Below are 16,401 nucleotides of genomic sequence, written 5' to 3' on the forward strand. Positions count from 1 at the left end.
AGGTAATTCATGAGTTTCTACCAGCACCCGAGCGCCATCGTTGATGATGGTGCGCAGATCGGTGCAGACTCGCGGGTCTGGCACTTCGTGCATGTCTGTGGTGGCGCGCGTATCGGCAAAGGCGTGTCCCTTGGGCAAAACGTTTTTGTTGGCAACAAGGTGGTCATCGGCGACCATTGCAAGATTCAGAACAACGTCTCGGTCTATGACAATGTGACCCTGGAAGAGGGGGTTTTTTGTGGTCCGAGCATGGTGTTCACCAATGTTTACAACCCGCGTTCGCTGATCGAGCGCAAGAGTGAATACCGCGACACCGTAGTCGGCAAAGGCGCCACGCTGGGCGCCAACTGCACGATCGTGTGTGGTGTGACCATTGGCCGGTTTGCCTTTGTCGGTGCCGGTGCGGTGGTCAACAAGAACGTAGCTGACTATGCCTTGGTCGTGGGTGTCCCGGCCCGGCAGATTGGCTGGATGAGCGAGCACGGCGAACAGCTCGAGCTGCCCTTGGAGGGCGAGGCTGTCGCGGTGTGCGCGCACTCCGGTATTCGTTATGTATTGCATGGAAATGTCGTCAGCAAGGAGAACGGGCTATGATCGATTTCATTGATCTGAAGGCTCAGCAGAATCTGATCAAGGACAAGATCGAAGCCGGCATCGCCCGCGTTCTTGCCCATGGCAACTACATCCTCGGCGCTGAGGTCGCAGAGCTCGAAGAGCGTCTGGTGGCTTTCACTGGCGCGGCGTACTGCATTACGGTCGCCAACGGTACCGATGCCCTGCAGATTGCCCAGATGGCACTCGGGATCGGCCCAGGGGATGAGGTCATCACTCCAGGTTTCACCTACATCGCCACGGCTGAAGCCGTTGCATTGCTCGGTGCCAAGCCGGTCTACGTGGATGTCGACCCGAAGACCTACAACCTTGACCCAGCCAAGCTTGAAGCGGCGATCACGCCGCGCACCAAGGCCATCATTCCTGTTTCCCTGTATGGCCAGTGCGCCGACTTCGACGCGATCAACGCCATTGCTGCCAAGCACGGCATTCCGGTTATCGAGGATGCGGCGCAGAGTTTTGGTGGGCAATACAAGGGCAAGCGCTCCTGCAACCTGACCACCATCGCTTGCACCAGCTTCTTCCCAAGCAAGCCGTTGGGCTGCTATGGAGATGGCGGGGCCATTTTTACCAACGATGCAGAGCTGGCCAAGGTTTTGCGCCAGATTGCCCGTCATGGCCAGGATCGCCGTTATCACCATGTCCGTGTGGGCGTGAACAGTCGTTTGGATACGCTGCAGGCGGCGATTCTGCTGCCGAAGCTGGAAATCTTTGAGCAGGAACTCATCCAGCGTGATCAGGTTGCTGCTCGCTATGCCGGGCTGCTTGAGGTAGCCGGTATCGCAGCACCTTTCGTCGAAGCGCACAATCAGAGTGCGTGGGCCCAATACACTGTGCAGGTTGCAGAGCGTGATACGGTCCAGGAGCGCCTCAAGGCAGTGGGTGTGCCCACTGCAGTCCACTACCCGATTCCGCTCAACCGCCAGCCTGCGGTGCGGGACGACCAGGCCCAACTGCCGATTGGTGATGCCATTGCCGCTCGTGTCATGAGCTTGCCGATGCATCCGTACCTCGACGAAGTCTCCCAGCGTCACATCATCACTGCCTTGAAAGAGAGTCTCAGCGCATGACCCGCAAAATCGTCACAATCGTCGGCGCACGCCCTCAATTCATCAAAGCTGCGGCTGTCTCGCGAGAAATTCTCAAGCACTCCGGTGAAATCGAAGAAGTCATGGTTCACACCGGCCAGCATTACGACCCGAACATGTCCCAGGTGTTTTTCGATGAGCTGGAGATCCCGGCGCCGAAATACAATCTCGAGGTATCGGGAGGCACCCATGGTGTCATGACCGGCCGTATGCTTGAAGGCATCGAGAAGATCCTGATCGAAGAAAAGCCGGATTGGGTGCTGATCTACGGAGATACCAACTCCACTTTGGCGGGTGCGCTGGCTGCGTCCAAGCTGCACATTCCGGTTGCACACGTCGAGGCGGGCCTGCGCTCGTTCAACATGCGCATGCCGGAAGAGGTCAACCGGATTCTGTCTGATCGGGTCTCGACGCTCCTGCTATGCCCGACAGACATGGCTGTGGAGAACTTGGCGCGGGAAGGTGTCGTTGAGGGGGTTCGCAATGTTGGCGATGTCATGTATGACGTTGCGTTGTATTACCGCGATAGAGCCCGTCGCGAAAGCCGCATTCTGCAAACGCTTGGGCTCGAGCACGGGGAGTTCGTCCTGACAACCTGCCATCGTGCGGAAAACACTGATTCTCGCGAGCGTCTGACCGAAATCCTTTCTGCGCTGTCGGAAATCGCTTCAGAAGTTCCGGTAGTTCTGCCGCTGCATCCGCGTACCCGTAAGTTGGTGGCAGACTATGGGTTGGAGAGTTTCCTGGAGAAACTGACAGTGGTAGAGCCTCTATCGTTCTTGGATATGGTTGCTCTAGAGCAGGCAGCCAAGGTCATTCTGACCGATTCGGGTGGCGTTCAGAAGGAAGCGTTCTTCTATCAGGTGCCTTGCATCACCATGCGTGACGAAACCGAGTGGGTCGAGACGATCGAGCTTGGCTGGAATCGGTTGGTAGGCGCAGCTCGCGCTCGGATCCTCGAGGCCTATGCTCAATCGCTCCAGCATCGTCCCGATGTGCAGGGAGCCCCTTATGGCTCTGGTGTAGCAAGTCGGCTGATTCTCGAAGAACTGTTGAAAGAAGGTTGATATGGGCGCTCTAGCGAGCCTTCTAAAGCATCGCCGGATCCTGCACTCGACTGTTGTTCAGGGCTTGAAAAAGCGCACCAGTGCCAATGCGCTGGGCGCGCTCTGGCTGCTACTTTACCCGCTGCTGTTTCTCGGCATGTATAGCCTTGTATTCGTGCAGATTTTGCAGGTGCGCATACCGGGCTTAGGTACCATGGACTACATCCTTGTGGTGTTTTCGGGCCTAGTTCCGTTCTTGGCGTTTTCCGAGGCTTTTGGTGTCGGCACAACTAGTATCGTCGCCAACCGGGACTTGTTGATGAATACACTATTCCCCATCGAATTAGTGGTGGCGCGGGATGTGCTAATCGGTCATACCACGATGGGTATGGGGATGCTCTTGTTGTGGGGGGCGGTCATCTATTATCACGGGTTCTACTGGACGCACTTATTGGTGCCGGTGATCTATCTGCTACAGATCATCATGGTTCTCGGCCTGGTTTGGATTACGGCAACACTTACTGTGTTCTTTCGTGATCTGCAGCAGTCCATTCCTGTTCTGGTTCTGATGTTAATGATGATCTCGCCTATTGGCTATACCGCCGACATGGTACCGGAAGGGCTCAACGCTATCCTGCATTTCAACCCTCTGGCATGGCTGATGGAGTTGTATCGAGCATGCTTGATGCAGGGGACGGTGCCATTGGAGCAATTAGGTCTTTTCACTTTATTTGCATGTGTGTTGTTCTGCCTGGGCGGAGCTCTTATTACCCGACTGAAGCCATTGTTTATCGACCATGTCTGATATTGCGATCTCTCTAGCCGGGGTCTGCAAGACCTTCCGGCGCTTTCAGCACCCAGGATGGCGCGCTCTTGATGCGCTGGGCTTGCCTGTTTCTCGTAAGCGCTATGACAACTTTCAAGCGCTTACCGATATAAACTTTAATATTGCTCGTGGTGAGAAAGTTGCGTTGATTGGCCGCAATGGTGCAGGTAAGAGTACTTTGCTGCGCCTTATCTCAGGGCAGATGCGCGCCGATAACGGTACCATTCGGGTTAATGGGCAGGTACAGGCCCTGATGACTTTGGGCACAGGTTTCCACCCTGACTTTACTGGCGTGGAAAATATCCGCTCAGCCTTAGCCTTCCAAGGGGTGGCTCCGGCAAAAATGGATGAGTGCATTGAGGAAATTGCTGATTTCACTGAACTGGACTCATTCCTTCAGCGGCCGGTTAAGGAATATTCGGCCGGTATGTACGCGCGACTAGCGTTTGCCGTCGCCACAACAATGACTCCGGAAGTGCTGATCATTGATGAGATTCTCGGTGCTGGCGATGCGTACTTCTTAGGTAAATGCATCCAGCGTATGAAAAACCTGACGAGCCAAGGCGCTACGATCCTGTTCGTGTCACACGATATCAGCTCTGTGCAAATGCTCTGTGATCGTGGTATCTGGCTGGAGGCGGGGCGGGTTCGGCAGGATGGGCCATTGCTGCCGGTGAGCAAGTCCTACCTGGCTAGTGTTCGTGATGAAGAGGAGCGCAGGGTCCGCGCCAAGAGTATGTCTCTAACTCGCGGTCAGGTAATGGCATTGCAGGGAGGTGGGAGTCAGACAAGCCTCCTGCGATTTATCGGTCGCGATAGCGTGGCTCCGCGCCAACCGCTGCTGGTTCGTTCGGTAGAGTATGGTGACGAAAGCGGGGTACTTGGTCAGATCGATCTGCAAGGCCCGCAGTCTGGGGGCTCCGCCCTGATCGTCGATCCGCAGTTCATGAACTGGAAATACCTTGAGCGTGAAACACAGGGCCCCTGCTGGGCATTTGGTGATTTTGGCGGGCGTTATCAGCATGCACCACTGCAGATCGTCTGGCCGGCGATTGTACCCAAAAGCGCCTGGGTGCAGATAGAGTACAAGGCCAGCGGCTCTGAGGGCGTTCTACTCGAACAATATGATGCTGAAAGTGCTGAATATACCCATCTGGCCGAGTTTGATACTTCTTGTGAGAGTGATTGGCAGACGACGCGCTTAGCGCTTTGTGCGACTACTGCCATCGGGGGAAGTGAAAGTGCAGAGCTGCTTTCTGAACTGCAGGAGCTTAGTAGCGAAGATCGCTATGGTAGCGGTGAAGTTCGTATCACAGGTTTTGGCTTTTTCGATGGTGAATCCGAACGCAGGCACACTCTTATCAGCGGCGAGCCTGCATTTGCGGTGATCGGCTACGATGCAGCCCAGCCTGTCATGGATCCTGTGCCGGTAGTGGCGATCTATCGACCAGATGGAACCTGCGTCATGCAGGTCATTGCGAGCATGGCCGGCAAGCATTTCCCGCGACTCGAAGGCAAGGGCGGAATCCGAGTGAACTTCGCCCCGTTGCTATTAGGGCCTGGTGATTATTTGGTGTCTGTTGCCTTGTTCAGGGAGCTAAATCTGGCGTCGGCGGTCGAACCTGCTTCTTACGACCTCCATGACCGCTGCCATGCACTGAAGGTGCTGCCTCCACCAGGTATCCATGTTCAGATTGGCGTGGTCAACCAACCCGTTAATTGGGAGCAGATCACTTGAGTCAAGACATTCGCCTGTATGGATCCGCACAAGTTTGGGACCAGCCGCTGCAGCTTGGTCAGCGCAATTTACTGCAGGCTGTGCTTGATGCTTGGCCTGAGGGTATTCATACGGCGCTGGATGTTGGGTGTGGCGACGGCAAGGTGACTTCGCGACTGTTGCAGACCAAAAGTTTGCGACTGGTCGGTCTGGACAGTAGTGAGGAGGCGCTGTCGCGCCTACCTTTTACTGGGGTCAAGGGCGATGCGCAGGCTTTGCCGTTTGCCGACGGCACCTTTGACGTGACCATTAGCACTGATGCTCTGGAGCACATGCCAGATGCTGAGGAAACTCAGGCCTGGAATGAATTATTCCGAGTGGCCGCGAAGGCGGTTATGGTGGCAGTACCGTTCCGCGAAGAGTTACTGGATGCGACTGCCCGTTGCGAAGCTTGTGGCCATCACTACCATGTGAACTGGCATGAGCGCAGTTACGATATTGGCGACATGCACCGTCGTGCGCCTGCTGGTTGGCGAGTGCGGGCAACCATTCTCTCGGGCGAGCCCTGGAGCGCGATGTTACCTCCAGAGACTCATTTACGGCGTGAGGTGCTGGACGAGTGGTCGGGATGGGAAGCCGCTATGTGCTCCCGTTGCGGGAGTGCGGGGAGCAAGGCCACAGAGATCGCACCATTACCTTCATTGCTGGCTCGCTCCTTAGGTAGCAAGCTCTATCCGGTCCTGACGCAGCACCGCTACTGCCGCAGCCACAGCGAAATCCTGGTGATCTTCGAGCGTGACGGGGCTGCAATTAGGCTTCCCGAATTGGTGCAGGCGGAAAAATTTGTTCAATCGGCCTCTTTGATTGACCTCACTCGGCAACAACCAAACGACAACCTTCAGCCCTACAGCCAAGTTGCGCAATATGTGGCAGGTGTGGATGGGAGTTGGAGGGCGCAGTTCCCGCTTTATGAGGCGCAACCTAAGTTGACAGTTGTGCGTCGTGAAGGGAGTACGGGCCCATTGCACTTGCTGGTGGAGGACGGGGCCGGCTGCCTTTTCGACGGCTGCGTGCTTGAAGAGGGGCAGAACGTGCGCGAAGTATCACTGGCACGTAGTCCGATTCCTGGGTACTACGGTGTTCTGGTGTCCTTCGACCGTCAGGAGCCGTTTGCAAGCATTCAGCTTGGAAGCGGCCCACAGATTTACTGGTCGAATCCTGACAAAGAAGCCCTGTGTACATACCTGCCACTTCAGCACGAGTCAGGTCCACTTTATATACAGATTGCTCAGCCGCTTTGGTTTGATCCGGTCAGTCTTGAGCCAGTTTCTGCCGTACCTGAACCTACGCCTGCCCAGGCAATGAGGGGGATGGAAGAGTGCTTCGAGCAAGCCTTGGCAATTGAAGGTGCAGCGGCAGCTAATAGCAATCTTGCAAGTGGTATTAACGATCTGCGTGTGCAAGTTCAGAACCTGTCTGCCGAGCGCGAAGATCTGATAGCCCAGGCCCGAGAGTTACAGGGTTTGGCGGTAGATGTGCAAAACCTCACTGCGGAGCGTGATGCGTTGTTGCTGCGGGCAGCGGAGGCTGATCGATTGGCTGTCGATTTGCAAAACCTGACAGCGGAGCGTGATGCCCTCCAGGCTGTAATCACAGAATCACAGACCTCATTCGGGGGCGAGCTATCTGCGTTGCAGGCTCAGGCTGTTGAAGCTGACCGCCTCGCAGTAGAGGTACAAAATCTACGGGCTGAACGTGAAGTGTTATTGTTGCGGGCATCCGCTGCCGACCAGCTGGAGGCCGGTATGCAGACTCTCAACGTAGAGCGTGAAGCCATGCTGGCGCGAATTAATGATGCTGATCAGCTGGCAGTAACAGTTCAAAATCTGTCCGCTGAGCGAGAGCAACTGTACAAGCTTCTGGACGAGGCGCAGCTGCAATCAGTAAAGATCCAGAATTTGAGTGCAGAGCGGGACGCATTGCTTCTGCGTGCTAGCGAAGCGGATAGACTTGCAGTGGCTGTGCAGAATCTGGTGGCAGAGCGAGATGAGTTGCTCCTTGTCGCCAAACAGGCCCAGCGTCATGCGGTCGACTTGCAGAACCTCAGCGCCGAGAATGAAGCTCTTCTTGCGCGTGCTAGCGAGGCAGAGCAGTTGGCTGTTCAAGTAGAGAATCTCGCCGCCGAGCGGGACGCATTGCTTTTACGTGCTGGCGAAGCCGATCGACTTGCAGTGGCTGTGCAGAATCTGATGGCAGAGCGAGATGAGTTGCTCCTTGTCGCCAAACAGGCCCAGCGTCATGCGGTCGACTTGCAGAACCTCAGCGCCGAGAATGAGGCTCTTCTTGCGCGTGCTACCGAAGCAGAGCAGCTGGCTGTCCAAGTAGAGAGTCTCGCCGCCGAGCGGGATGCATTGCTTCTACGTGCTGGCGAAGCCGATCAACTCGCAGTGGCTGCGCAGAACCTGTTGGCAGAGCGAGATGAGTTGCTCCTTGTCGCCAAACAGGCCCAGCGTCATGCGGTCGACTTGCAGAACCTCAGCGCCGAGAATGAAGCTCTTCTTGCGCGTGCTAGCGAGGCAGAGCAGTTGGCTGTTCAAGTAGAGAATCTCGCCGCCGAGCGGGACGCATTGCTTTTACGTGCTGGCGAAGCCGATCGACTTGCAGTGGCTGTGCAGAATCTGATGGCAGAGCGAGATGAGTTGCTCCTTGTCGCCAAACAGGCCCAGCGTCATGCGGTCGACTTGCAGAACCTCAGCGCCGAGAATGAGGCTCTTCTTGCGCGTGCTACCGAAGCAGAGCAGCTGGCTGTCCAAGTAGAGAGTCTCGCCGCCGAGCGGGATGCATTGCTTCTACGTGCTGGCGAAGCCGATCAACTCGCAGTGGCTGCGCAGAACCTGTTGGCAGAGCGAGATGAGTTGCTCCTTGTCGCCAAACAGGCCCAGCGTCATGCGGTCGACTTGCAGAACCTCAGCGCCGAGAATGAGGCTCTACTTGCGCGTGCTACCGAAGCAGAGCAGCTGGCTGTCCAGGTAGAGAATCTCGCCGCGGAGCGGGACGCATTGCTTCTGCGGGCTGGCGAAGCCGATCGACTTGCAGTTGCTGTGCAGAACCTGGTGGCAGAGCGAGATGAATTGCTCCTTGTCGCCAAACAGGCTCAGCGTCATGCGGTCGACTTGCAGAACCTCAGCGCCGAGAATGAGGCTCTACTTGCGCGTGCTACCGAAGCAGAGCAGCTGGCTGTCCAGGTAGAGAATCTCGCCGCGGAGCGGGACGCATTGCTTCTGCGGGCTGGCGAAGCCGATCGACTTGCAGTGGCTGTGCAGAACCTGGTGGCAGAGCGAGATGAATTGCTCCTTGTCGCCAAACAGGCTCAGCGTCATGCGGTCGACTTGCAGAACCTCAGTGCCGAGAATGAGGTTCTTCTTGCGCGTGCTGCTGAGGTGGAGCAGCTGGCTGTTCAGGTAGAGAATCTCTCTGCAGAGCGTGAGGCATTGATCGTGCGAGCCATAGAGGCCGATCAATCGGCTGTGCAAATACAGAATCTCATAGCAGAGCAATCTGCCTTGTTACAGCAATTGCAAGAGGCGCTGCAGCAAGTCAACCAGCTGAATAGTCAGTGTGAGGTCTTGAGTGAACATATTCGCCAAGAGGATCTAAATCATGGCGAGGAGCTGAAGCAGTTGTATGTGGCATTCGCTGAGTTGCAGGGGCAGATAGAAGAACTGAGCAACCGCTCTCAAGAAGCTGAAAAGTCACTGGAGAGTCTCCAGGGCGTACTAAATCAGACGAAAGCAGATAAAGAGCAATTGCATGCGGCCATGCACGCTTGCCAACTTCGTCTGACGCAATTGAACCAACACTTGGAAAACCGATTAGGAGCTGCCGTCAGGAACGTATTTGCGAGGCTGCGCGGCGAGAGATAAGGGAGGCGAGTCTGATGGCTCAAGTATTGATGCTGTGCCACGACCAACATTTGGATCGTCGGGTGGTGGCACAGGCTGTTACTTTGATTGAACAAGGGCACTCTGTTCGTTTGCTGGCACTGTCTTACAACGGTGACACTACTGATGAAACGACGCAGGAAGGATTTCAGCTGACGCGTATCGGTTTGAATGATATTGTCCCGGAGAATCCTACTTATAATGGGTATATGTCGCGACAGTACAAGTTGAACGATTTGCTTAACTGGGGCGCCAATCGTTACCCTAAGCGCCTGGGCGTATTCCAGCGGACGTTCAACTTCGGCAGCAAGCTGAACTGGGCGCTATACAAGTTTCTTCTATTGGCGCGTTATCGCAACCGTAGCTTGCATGATCCATTGCCTTTCCGTCAGGCATTCGTCAAGCATGGTTTACCGCACACGGCTGACGTTGTTCAGGTGCACGACTTGCCGGCGTTGGAAGCTGGTGCCGAACTAGCGAACGCATGGGGGGTACCATTGGTGTATGACGCCCATGAGCTTTATCCCGAGCAGAAATCATTTTCTGCTATCCAGCGCCAGATCTGCTCGATGGCTGAAGCAACTCAAATCAAAAAGGCTGATCTGGTCTTTGCTGTCAATGAATCGATCGGCGAAGAGATGTCTCGGCGTTACGGAATTACCAAGCCTGTTACACTGCTAAACGCAATCGATCCGCCCGCCGAATTTGATCCCGAAGCACGCTATGACTTACTTAGGGAGAAGCTCGGACTGTCCGCCGAACGGCGGATTCTCTTGTTTCAGGGCGGCTTTGCACCATATCGTAACCTTGAGTCGCTGGTTGAAGCCATGGCCCATGTGAAGACGCCTGATGTGGATCTTGTCATGATGGGCTTTGGTGCATTTGGAGACTTGCTGAAGTTAAAGGCGGGTAAGCTCAATTTGATGGGTAACCGCATTCATTTCCTGCCAGCAGTACCCCAGTCCGAACTGCTGCAGCACAGTGCTTCTGCTGACATTGGTATTATTCCGTACCCGCATGTCGATCTGAACTCTTATTTTTGCACGCCCAATAAATTGTTTGAGTTTATTCAGGCCGGGCTTCCTATATTAGCAAATGATTCTCCGGAACTTAATCGTTTCGTGAAACTTAACGGTTTTGGCTGCTCTGCAAAAATGAAGAGTTCGAAGGATATTGCCCGTAGTATTGACGCAGCATTTTCGCAGAATGCCTTGCCCCAGTGGCGTAGCGCAATCCGGTTGAGGCGTGGTGAGTTGGCCTGGAGTGGGCAAGGAAGCATTTATGGTCAAGCTATGCAAAGCTTGTTGCTTAAGCGTAGCGCCTAAATACGGCATTTTTGGAATTTGGATTTCGAGGTGTATATGAAGTTCCGTGTTTTGGGTGGCGCAATCGCTTTATGCGTCGGCCTATCGGCATGCAAGGACGAGCAGCGTGGCTACTTTGCACTTGATCTTGATAAGAGCCCGGTGTTGATTGGTTTTGCCGGGGAAGTTGGTGCAAATTTAAAGAACAATTATGTTTCTGTTGCGCCTCTAGGGCAGCGGCAGTATGTGCTTGCTAACTATCAAGACTTGATTCTCTTCAAGCGTGATGACGCCTCGCTATGCAGGCTTGATGCAAAAGGCATGTCCGGCAGTTCACTTGATGCGAAATCCACTGGCGGAGCAATCTACAATCCGACGGGTGTCTACGCAACTGAGGAGGGTCACCTCTTTGTTGCTAACTACAAAGGAAATAACGTTTTAGAAGGTTCAGTTGATGCAGAAAACTGTACTTTTGTGGTGGCGGGTGAGTTTTCATCCCCCGACACACGGGGCCCTGAAAACGTAGTGGTGGATAAAGAGAGCGGCTTACTCCTGAGTGCTAACTATGACGCAGGAACGATTGTTGCTTTCGATACCAAGACGAAGAAACAGGTATGGGCCGCCTCCGTTCCTCAGGCACATGGCGTAACGGTTAGCAATGGCAAGGTTTACGCGACAGGCCTCACTGAACGTAAGCTCTATGAGTTGGACCTGAAATCGGGCCAAGTGCTACGTGCCAAAGGAGCCATGGGTTGGGATCCAATGACCGCAACCTATATGTGGCCAACCTCGATCTATCCGCTGGCAGATGGCAACCTCGTCGTATCGGACCCCCAGTCCGGATATGTTAGTGTCATTGATCCGAAAACGCTGGATGCTATTCGCTACACTGGCGGAAACGGCCCTGCCCATAACTTGCTGAACTACCCGTATGCCAGTGTTCCAGATGGCGATGAGTTGATAGTTTTGTCTTCGATGCGTGGGAGTCTGGTTTTTCTCAAACAAAAGGATATGAGTCTCACCGAAAAGTACTCCTTGAACAAGGAGCAATGGCCGGAGAGCGCACAGCAACTACCGGTGTTTGGGAAGGGCTGGGATAACTATCGGGATAAGTCCGGTTATGCAGTGAAAATTGCTGGCAAGGATTACGGGCTGGGCTTTGGTCAACTCTATCCGGTTGGCGAGGGTGCAGTCTATAATGTTCCGGATACCGGCAGTCTATTTAATCCAGGTGCTTATATATACTTTATGCAGGGTTACACCTCTGGCAAGGTAAGTCTGCTCTTTTCATCGAGTTCGACTACTTTGCTGGCGATTAACTCTAAAGAGGGGCGTCCAAGCATCTTGTTGCCTAAGTTCATCGGTATTGACTCGTGGAAGGTTGGTGACGCTCTTGTGTCGGGCACGGGAGGCCTTCCCTTTAAATACTTGGTCGATGAGGTGGGGGAGGCTGCCGACGCTTACTACGCGTATCTGGACAAGCGTGGTTGGGTAGACGTCGAGCACCTTTTTTCATTGCTGGGCTTTGAAATGATGGGCTTGGATTATGCCACCTTCCAGCGTTATCTTGATAAAGCTTTCATTTCTCCGGCAGGTCGAGAATTCAAACTGGCCTATGATCAGTGCCAGTCGCAGCATTGCGATATCGATAAGCTGAAGGAAGCAGCAAAGTCCTATTATAAAAACACCGTCGGGTATCCCTATCTTCAACTAGCTGAGTACTCACTGGTGGGGATGGTTACCGGTGTAACCGTAGATGGTACTTCACAGCAAGGTGTGAGTTTTGATGACTGCGCCCAAGGTAGTTACTACGATGGCTATGGTGTTGACGCGCTGAAGACGGCCACGCTAGCGGACTATTTGTCTGCAATAGATCTCGAGCACTCCAGTATTTGTTTCAATGCCAAAGGACAAGGTATTGTTCATGGTGTTGAAGCTATCTGGAATGATAGCGCTACGGCGCCTAAGTCAATTGAGATCTATGGAGATGCCGGAGATAAAGGGGATGGCAAATCGCAGTGGGAAATAGTTGGGAAATATACCAGTCTTGAGGTTGTGGAGCGCAATGGTTATGCGCTATCCAGTCTGGACTTCGATAATCCGGCTGGCTTCAAACGTTTCTGGCTCAAAGTTACAGATGGCGGTGCGCAAAATCGTTTGATCTTGCGCCAAATCAGTCCTGTTATGAGCAAGGAGCAATCTGTATCGACCGGTACGACCGGTCCGTACTCCTTTGTTTCCTGCCCTGGCGCGCAAACTTATCCAGGGTTCGGTATTGAAGCGCTCGACTCGACCTCATTGAATGACTATTACTCTGCCGTCGCGAAAGAGACGTCTTCCGTGTGCATGGCAAGTACTGTGCGAGGTAATCTGGCGAGGGTTACACTGGGATGGTACTCAGGGGCAGAGATCGGTCAGCATATCGAGGTCTTGGCTGCAAGAGATCCAGAGTTTAAACAAGAGGTTTCGCTTGGGCAGTACCAGGTACCCAATCCTTATAATATCTCTGGTTACTTGTTTTCCGATATTCATGTTCAAACAAAGTCTGCCTATCCATACTATCGGGTGAAATTACTGGACGGGAAGGGGCAGGGGCGCTTGATCCTACGATCGCTCACGCCGATGTTTGCTTCCAATACAGTTGACGGTGATAGTGAACTTCGTCGTCTTGCCGCCTCGGTCAGCGCTGAGTTCGACTATGGCAAAGGCTTGAGCAAGTTTGATGACAGTAAGGGCAAGAGCCTTGTTGATATCGAAAATATGATCGGTGCAGGAGAGGATGCACATTGCGGTAATTACGCCCTTGTTTTTGTTAATCGACTGCCGAAGGGAGCGCAATGGCAAGTGTTTGATCTTAGTGCTCTTGATGGGCGCATACATAGTGTAGTCGAAGTTAAGCGCAAAGGGCGTACCTCCGTGTACGACCCGACACTGGGCGTAGAATACCGTTGCTCACTTGAGTCCATGCTTCAGGGTAAGTGTAACTACTCGGCAGACCTGAGTTTCTATCAGGTCAACCCAGCCCTGCAAGTTTTCCGGGGCGCAGGGTTCTTCTACGGCGCCACTGTCACTCGAACTTATTCTTCTGCTGAAGAATTGATGTCTGCTTATTTCTAGGACGAATGTATTATGTGTGGAATCTCGGGATGGCTCGCGACGTCTGGGTCACCTCTGCAGGTGCAGGACGGCTTGCGTTCAATGATGAATGCCATCCGCCACCGTGGCCCTGATGGTGACGGTGTCTGGCTGGATGAAAATCGCCCTATGGGCCTGGGTCATGTCCGCCTGGCGATTATCGATCCAGAGCATGGAAAGCAACCAATGGTTACTGAGGATGGGCGCTTTATCGTTGTGTTCAACGGCGCCATCTATAACTACCTGGAACTGCGCCGCGAACTGATTGGCAAAGGTCATCCGATTCATAGCTACTCCGATACTGAAGTATTGCTCTATGCGTACCGGGAGTGGGGTGAATCGTTCGTTGATCGACTTGTTGGTATGTTCGCTTTCGCCATCTGGGATAAGTATGAGCAAAAGCTGTTCTGTGCTCGGGATCGCATTGGGATAAAGCCGTTCTATTACAGTTTTGATGGTAAGCGTTTACTCTTTGCCTCCGAAATCAAGGCCATTCTCGCCGACGATTCGGTTCGGGCTCAGGCATCTGCTGAGGGCCTTCAGGATTATCTGACGTTCCAGTTCTGCCTTGACGACAAAACGCTGTTCAAGGGGATTCAGAAACTGGAGCCCGGTCATTGCCTGTCTGCTACGTACGTTGGCGATACGTTGAGGTTCCAGGTGCGACAGTATTGGGATCTGCACTACAATATTGATGAAGAGCATGACGAACGTTACTTCATTGATACCTTAGCTGGTCTAATTGATGACTCCATTCGTCTGCATCTGCGTTCGGACGTTCCATTGGGAGCCCATCTTTCGGGCGGGCTTGACTCTAGTGCGGTAGTCTGTCTAGCGTCTCGGATGATGGGAGGTGAACAGCTTAAGACCTTCACCGGTGCCTTTAATGAAGGACCACAATTTGATGAGACGGGTTACGCGAAGGAGGTTTCCGCCTTTGCTGGGACTGCTTACAATGAAATTTTCATTCCTGCAGGTAATGAACTGCCGGAGGTACTCCCTCGTCTCATGTACTACATGGACGAACCGCTAGCAGGTCCTGGCGTAATTCCCCAGTACTATGTTTCTCAGCTTGCAAGCAAGCACGTGAAGGTAGTCATGGGGGGGCAGGGCGGTGATGAACTGTTCATAGGCTACGCACGCTACATGGCAACCTACCTGGAAAAGTGCCTCTCGGGTGCCATTTACCAGACTGCTAATCAGAATCGCTACGCAGTATCACTGGAGTCAATAGTCCCTAACCTGCCTCTGCTGGCGACCTATCAGCCGATGCTGCAGGGCTTGTGGAAAGATGGACTGTTTGGATCGCATGACCAGCGTTACTTCAGCCTGGTTGATCGCAGTGATGGTATGTCGCAGTTATTCAACCAGGAAGCGCTGCGCAGCGGTCAGAACTATTCTCCGTTCGAGTCCTTCCAGCGGATCTTCAACCGGGACGAATTGCACTCTCTGGTCAATAAAATGACCTACTTTGACCTCAAAGGTTCGCTTCCTGCTTTGTTGCATGTCGAAGATCGGACAAGCATGGCTTCCTCTATCGAGTCGAGAGTGCCGCTGCTAGGGAAGGTCTGAAGTAGCCCTGTATTTCCGGTCGACTTCAGCCCTCGCTGCTTTTGAAAGCGGGCCGTCGATCAAATTCGACCAGGTAACCCGCTCAGTTCTCCGTTTTTGGCCGCCGCGAGCACCTCGCAGCAGCCATTTTCCGCATTACAGGTGCACCTTTCCTGCGGTAGTCAGCAAATGTCGGCGCGCCATCCATAGGTTCGACAGCGCGAACAGCGTCACCAGCTGAGCGGTGTTCTTGGCCAGGCCACGGAAGCGCACCTTCACGTAACCGAACTGGCGCTTGATCACTCGAAACGGGTGCTCGACCTTCGCTCGCACTTGTGCCTTGGCCTTCTCGATCTTGCGCTTGGCTTTGTACAGGGCGCTGCGTTTATCGAGCTTCTTGTAGGTGCTGCGGCGTGCTGCGACCTGCCAGATCACTTCGCGGCCAGCATGTTCGGGGCGCTTTTCGACGCCGGTGTAGCCGGCATCGGCGCAGACGACGTTCTCGTCACCGTGCAGCAGTTTTTCGACCTGGGTGATATCCGCCACGTTGGCTGCCGTGCCTACCACGCTGTGTACCAGCCCCGACTCATCATCCACGCCGATGTGCGCCTTCATGCCAAAGTAATACTGGTTCCCTTTCTTGCTCTGGTGCATTTCCGGGTCGCGCTTGCCGTCCTGGTTCTTGGTCGAGCTGGGCGCGTGGATCAGTGTGGCATCGACGATAGTGCCCTGGCGCAGCGACAGGCCGCGATCCCCCAGGTAGCCATTGATTACGCCGAGGATGCCGGCTGCCAGCTCATGTTTCTCCAGCAAGCGACGGAACTTGAGGATGGTGGTTTCGTCGGGAATACGCTCGAGGCTCAGCCCGGCGAACTGACGCAGGATGGTCGTCTCGTAGAGCGCTTCTTCCATGGCCGGGTCGCTGTAGCCGAACCAGTTCTGCATCAGATGGATACGTAACATGGCCATCAGCGGATAGGCTGGACGACCACCTTCACCCTTTGGGTAGTGTGGCTCGATCAGGGCAATCAATCCCTTCCACGGCACCACCTGATCCATCTCGATCAGGAACAATTCCTTACGGGTCTGCTTGCGCTTGCCGGCGTACTCGGCGTCGGCGAAGGTCATCTGCTTCATGGAAAAACTCGGCTGGCGGGATCGGCGTATTTCACCAGATTCAG

At 54.1% G+C, this 16,401-nt stretch carries 10 protein-coding genes; 9 read left to right on the plus strand and 1 reads right to left on the minus strand.

Going from position 1 to position 16,401, the window contains the following annotated elements; translation table 11 throughout:
* Positions 1 to 9 precede the first annotated feature (9 nt).
* The 9 genes from wbpD to asnB are packed head-to-tail and all read left to right on the plus strand — an operon-like array spanning position 10 to position 15,241.
* Complete coding sequence (gene wbpD, locus ACK56M_RS07360; protein ID WP_061550847.1) at positions 10 to 594, plus strand: UDP-2-acetamido-3-amino-2,3-dideoxy-D-glucuronate N-acetyltransferase; 585 nt, start codon at positions 10 to 12, stop codon at positions 592 to 594.
* A complete protein-coding gene (locus ACK56M_RS07365) occupies positions 591 to 1,682 on the plus strand; it encodes a DegT/DnrJ/EryC1/StrS family aminotransferase (RefSeq protein ID WP_411959331.1) in 1,092 nt (363 codons plus the stop codon). The genes wbpD and ACK56M_RS07365 overlap by 4 nt, the downstream gene beginning before the upstream one ends.
* Positions 1,679 to 2,767 carry a non-hydrolyzing UDP-N-acetylglucosamine 2-epimerase gene (wecB, locus tag ACK56M_RS07370; RefSeq protein ID WP_411959332.1) on the plus strand — a complete coding sequence of 363 codons (1,089 nt, stop codon included), beginning with the start codon at positions 1,679 to 1,681 and terminating at the stop codon, positions 2,765 to 2,767. Before ACK56M_RS07365 ends, wecB begins: the two co-directional genes overlap by 4 nt.
* Position 2,768: 1 nt before the next feature.
* Positions 2,769 to 3,551 (plus strand): ABC transporter permease, encoded by a 783-nt coding sequence (locus ACK56M_RS07375; RefSeq protein WP_411959333.1) that lies wholly within the window; start codon positions 2,769 to 2,771, stop codon positions 3,549 to 3,551.
* Positions 3,544 to 5,310: an ABC transporter ATP-binding protein gene (locus tag ACK56M_RS07380; RefSeq protein ID WP_411959334.1), complete on the plus strand. Its 1,767-nt coding sequence runs from the start codon at positions 3,544 to 3,546 to the stop codon at positions 5,308 to 5,310. The genes ACK56M_RS07375 and ACK56M_RS07380 overlap by 8 nt, the downstream gene beginning before the upstream one ends.
* Complete coding sequence (locus ACK56M_RS07385) at positions 5,307 to 9,212, plus strand: methyltransferase domain-containing protein (RefSeq protein WP_411959335.1); 3,906 nt, start codon at positions 5,307 to 5,309, stop codon at positions 9,210 to 9,212. The genes ACK56M_RS07380 and ACK56M_RS07385 overlap by 4 nt, the downstream gene beginning before the upstream one ends.
* A 14-nt stretch (positions 9,213 to 9,226) precedes the next feature.
* Positions 9,227 to 10,555: a glycosyltransferase gene (locus tag ACK56M_RS07390; protein WP_411959336.1), complete on the plus strand. Its 1,329-nt coding sequence runs from the start codon at positions 9,227 to 9,229 to the stop codon at positions 10,553 to 10,555.
* Positions 10,556 to 10,591: 36 nt separating this feature from the next.
* On the plus strand, positions 10,592 to 13,651 hold the full coding sequence (locus ACK56M_RS07395) for a PQQ-binding-like beta-propeller repeat protein (RefSeq protein WP_411959337.1): 3,060 nt from the start codon (positions 10,592 to 10,594) through the stop codon (positions 13,649 to 13,651).
* A gap of 12 nt (positions 13,652 to 13,663) precedes the next feature.
* Positions 13,664 to 15,241, plus strand: coding sequence for an asparagine synthase (glutamine-hydrolyzing) (gene asnB / locus ACK56M_RS07400; protein ID WP_411959338.1), 1,578 nt, complete (start codon positions 13,664 to 13,666; stop codon positions 15,239 to 15,241).
* A 135-nt stretch (positions 15,242 to 15,376) separates the two neighbouring features.
* Here the strand turns inward: asnB and ACK56M_RS07405 are convergent, their stop codons facing one another.
* A complete protein-coding gene (locus ACK56M_RS07405) occupies positions 15,377 to 16,357 on the minus strand; it encodes an IS5-like element ISPpu18 family transposase (protein ID WP_058178368.1) in 981 nt (326 codons plus the stop codon).
* Between the last annotated feature and the right edge of the window lie 44 nt (positions 16,358 to 16,401).

Origin of the sequence: Pseudomonas sp. s4, assembly GCF_046764235.1 — a bacterium.
Classification (GTDB): Bacteria; Pseudomonadota; Gammaproteobacteria; order Pseudomonadales; family Pseudomonadaceae; genus Aquipseudomonas; species Aquipseudomonas asiatica.

Coding starts and splice junctions, on each gene's coding strand:
- wbpD (WP_061550847.1), top strand. CDS start 10: ATGAGTTTCTACCAGCACCCGAGCGCCATCGTTGATGATGGTGCGCAG.
- ACK56M_RS07365 (WP_411959331.1), top strand. CDS start 591: ATGATCGATTTCATTGATCTGAAGGCTCAGCAGAATCTGATCAAGGAC.
- wecB (WP_411959332.1), top strand. CDS start 1,679: ATGACCCGCAAAATCGTCACAATCGTCGGCGCACGCCCTCAATTCATC.
- ACK56M_RS07375 (WP_411959333.1), top strand. CDS start 2,769: ATGGGCGCTCTAGCGAGCCTTCTAAAGCATCGCCGGATCCTGCACTCG.
- ACK56M_RS07380 (WP_411959334.1), top strand. CDS start 3,544: ATGTCTGATATTGCGATCTCTCTAGCCGGGGTCTGCAAGACCTTCCGG.
- ACK56M_RS07390 (WP_411959336.1), top strand. CDS start 9,227: ATGGCTCAAGTATTGATGCTGTGCCACGACCAACATTTGGATCGTCGG.
- ACK56M_RS07395 (WP_411959337.1), top strand. CDS start 10,592: ATGAAGTTCCGTGTTTTGGGTGGCGCAATCGCTTTATGCGTCGGCCTA.
- asnB (WP_411959338.1), top strand. CDS start 13,664: ATGTGTGGAATCTCGGGATGGCTCGCGACGTCTGGGTCACCTCTGCAG.
- ACK56M_RS07405 (WP_058178368.1), bottom strand. CDS start 16,357: ATGAAGCAGATGACCTTCGCCGACGCCGAGTACGCCGGCAAGCGCAAG.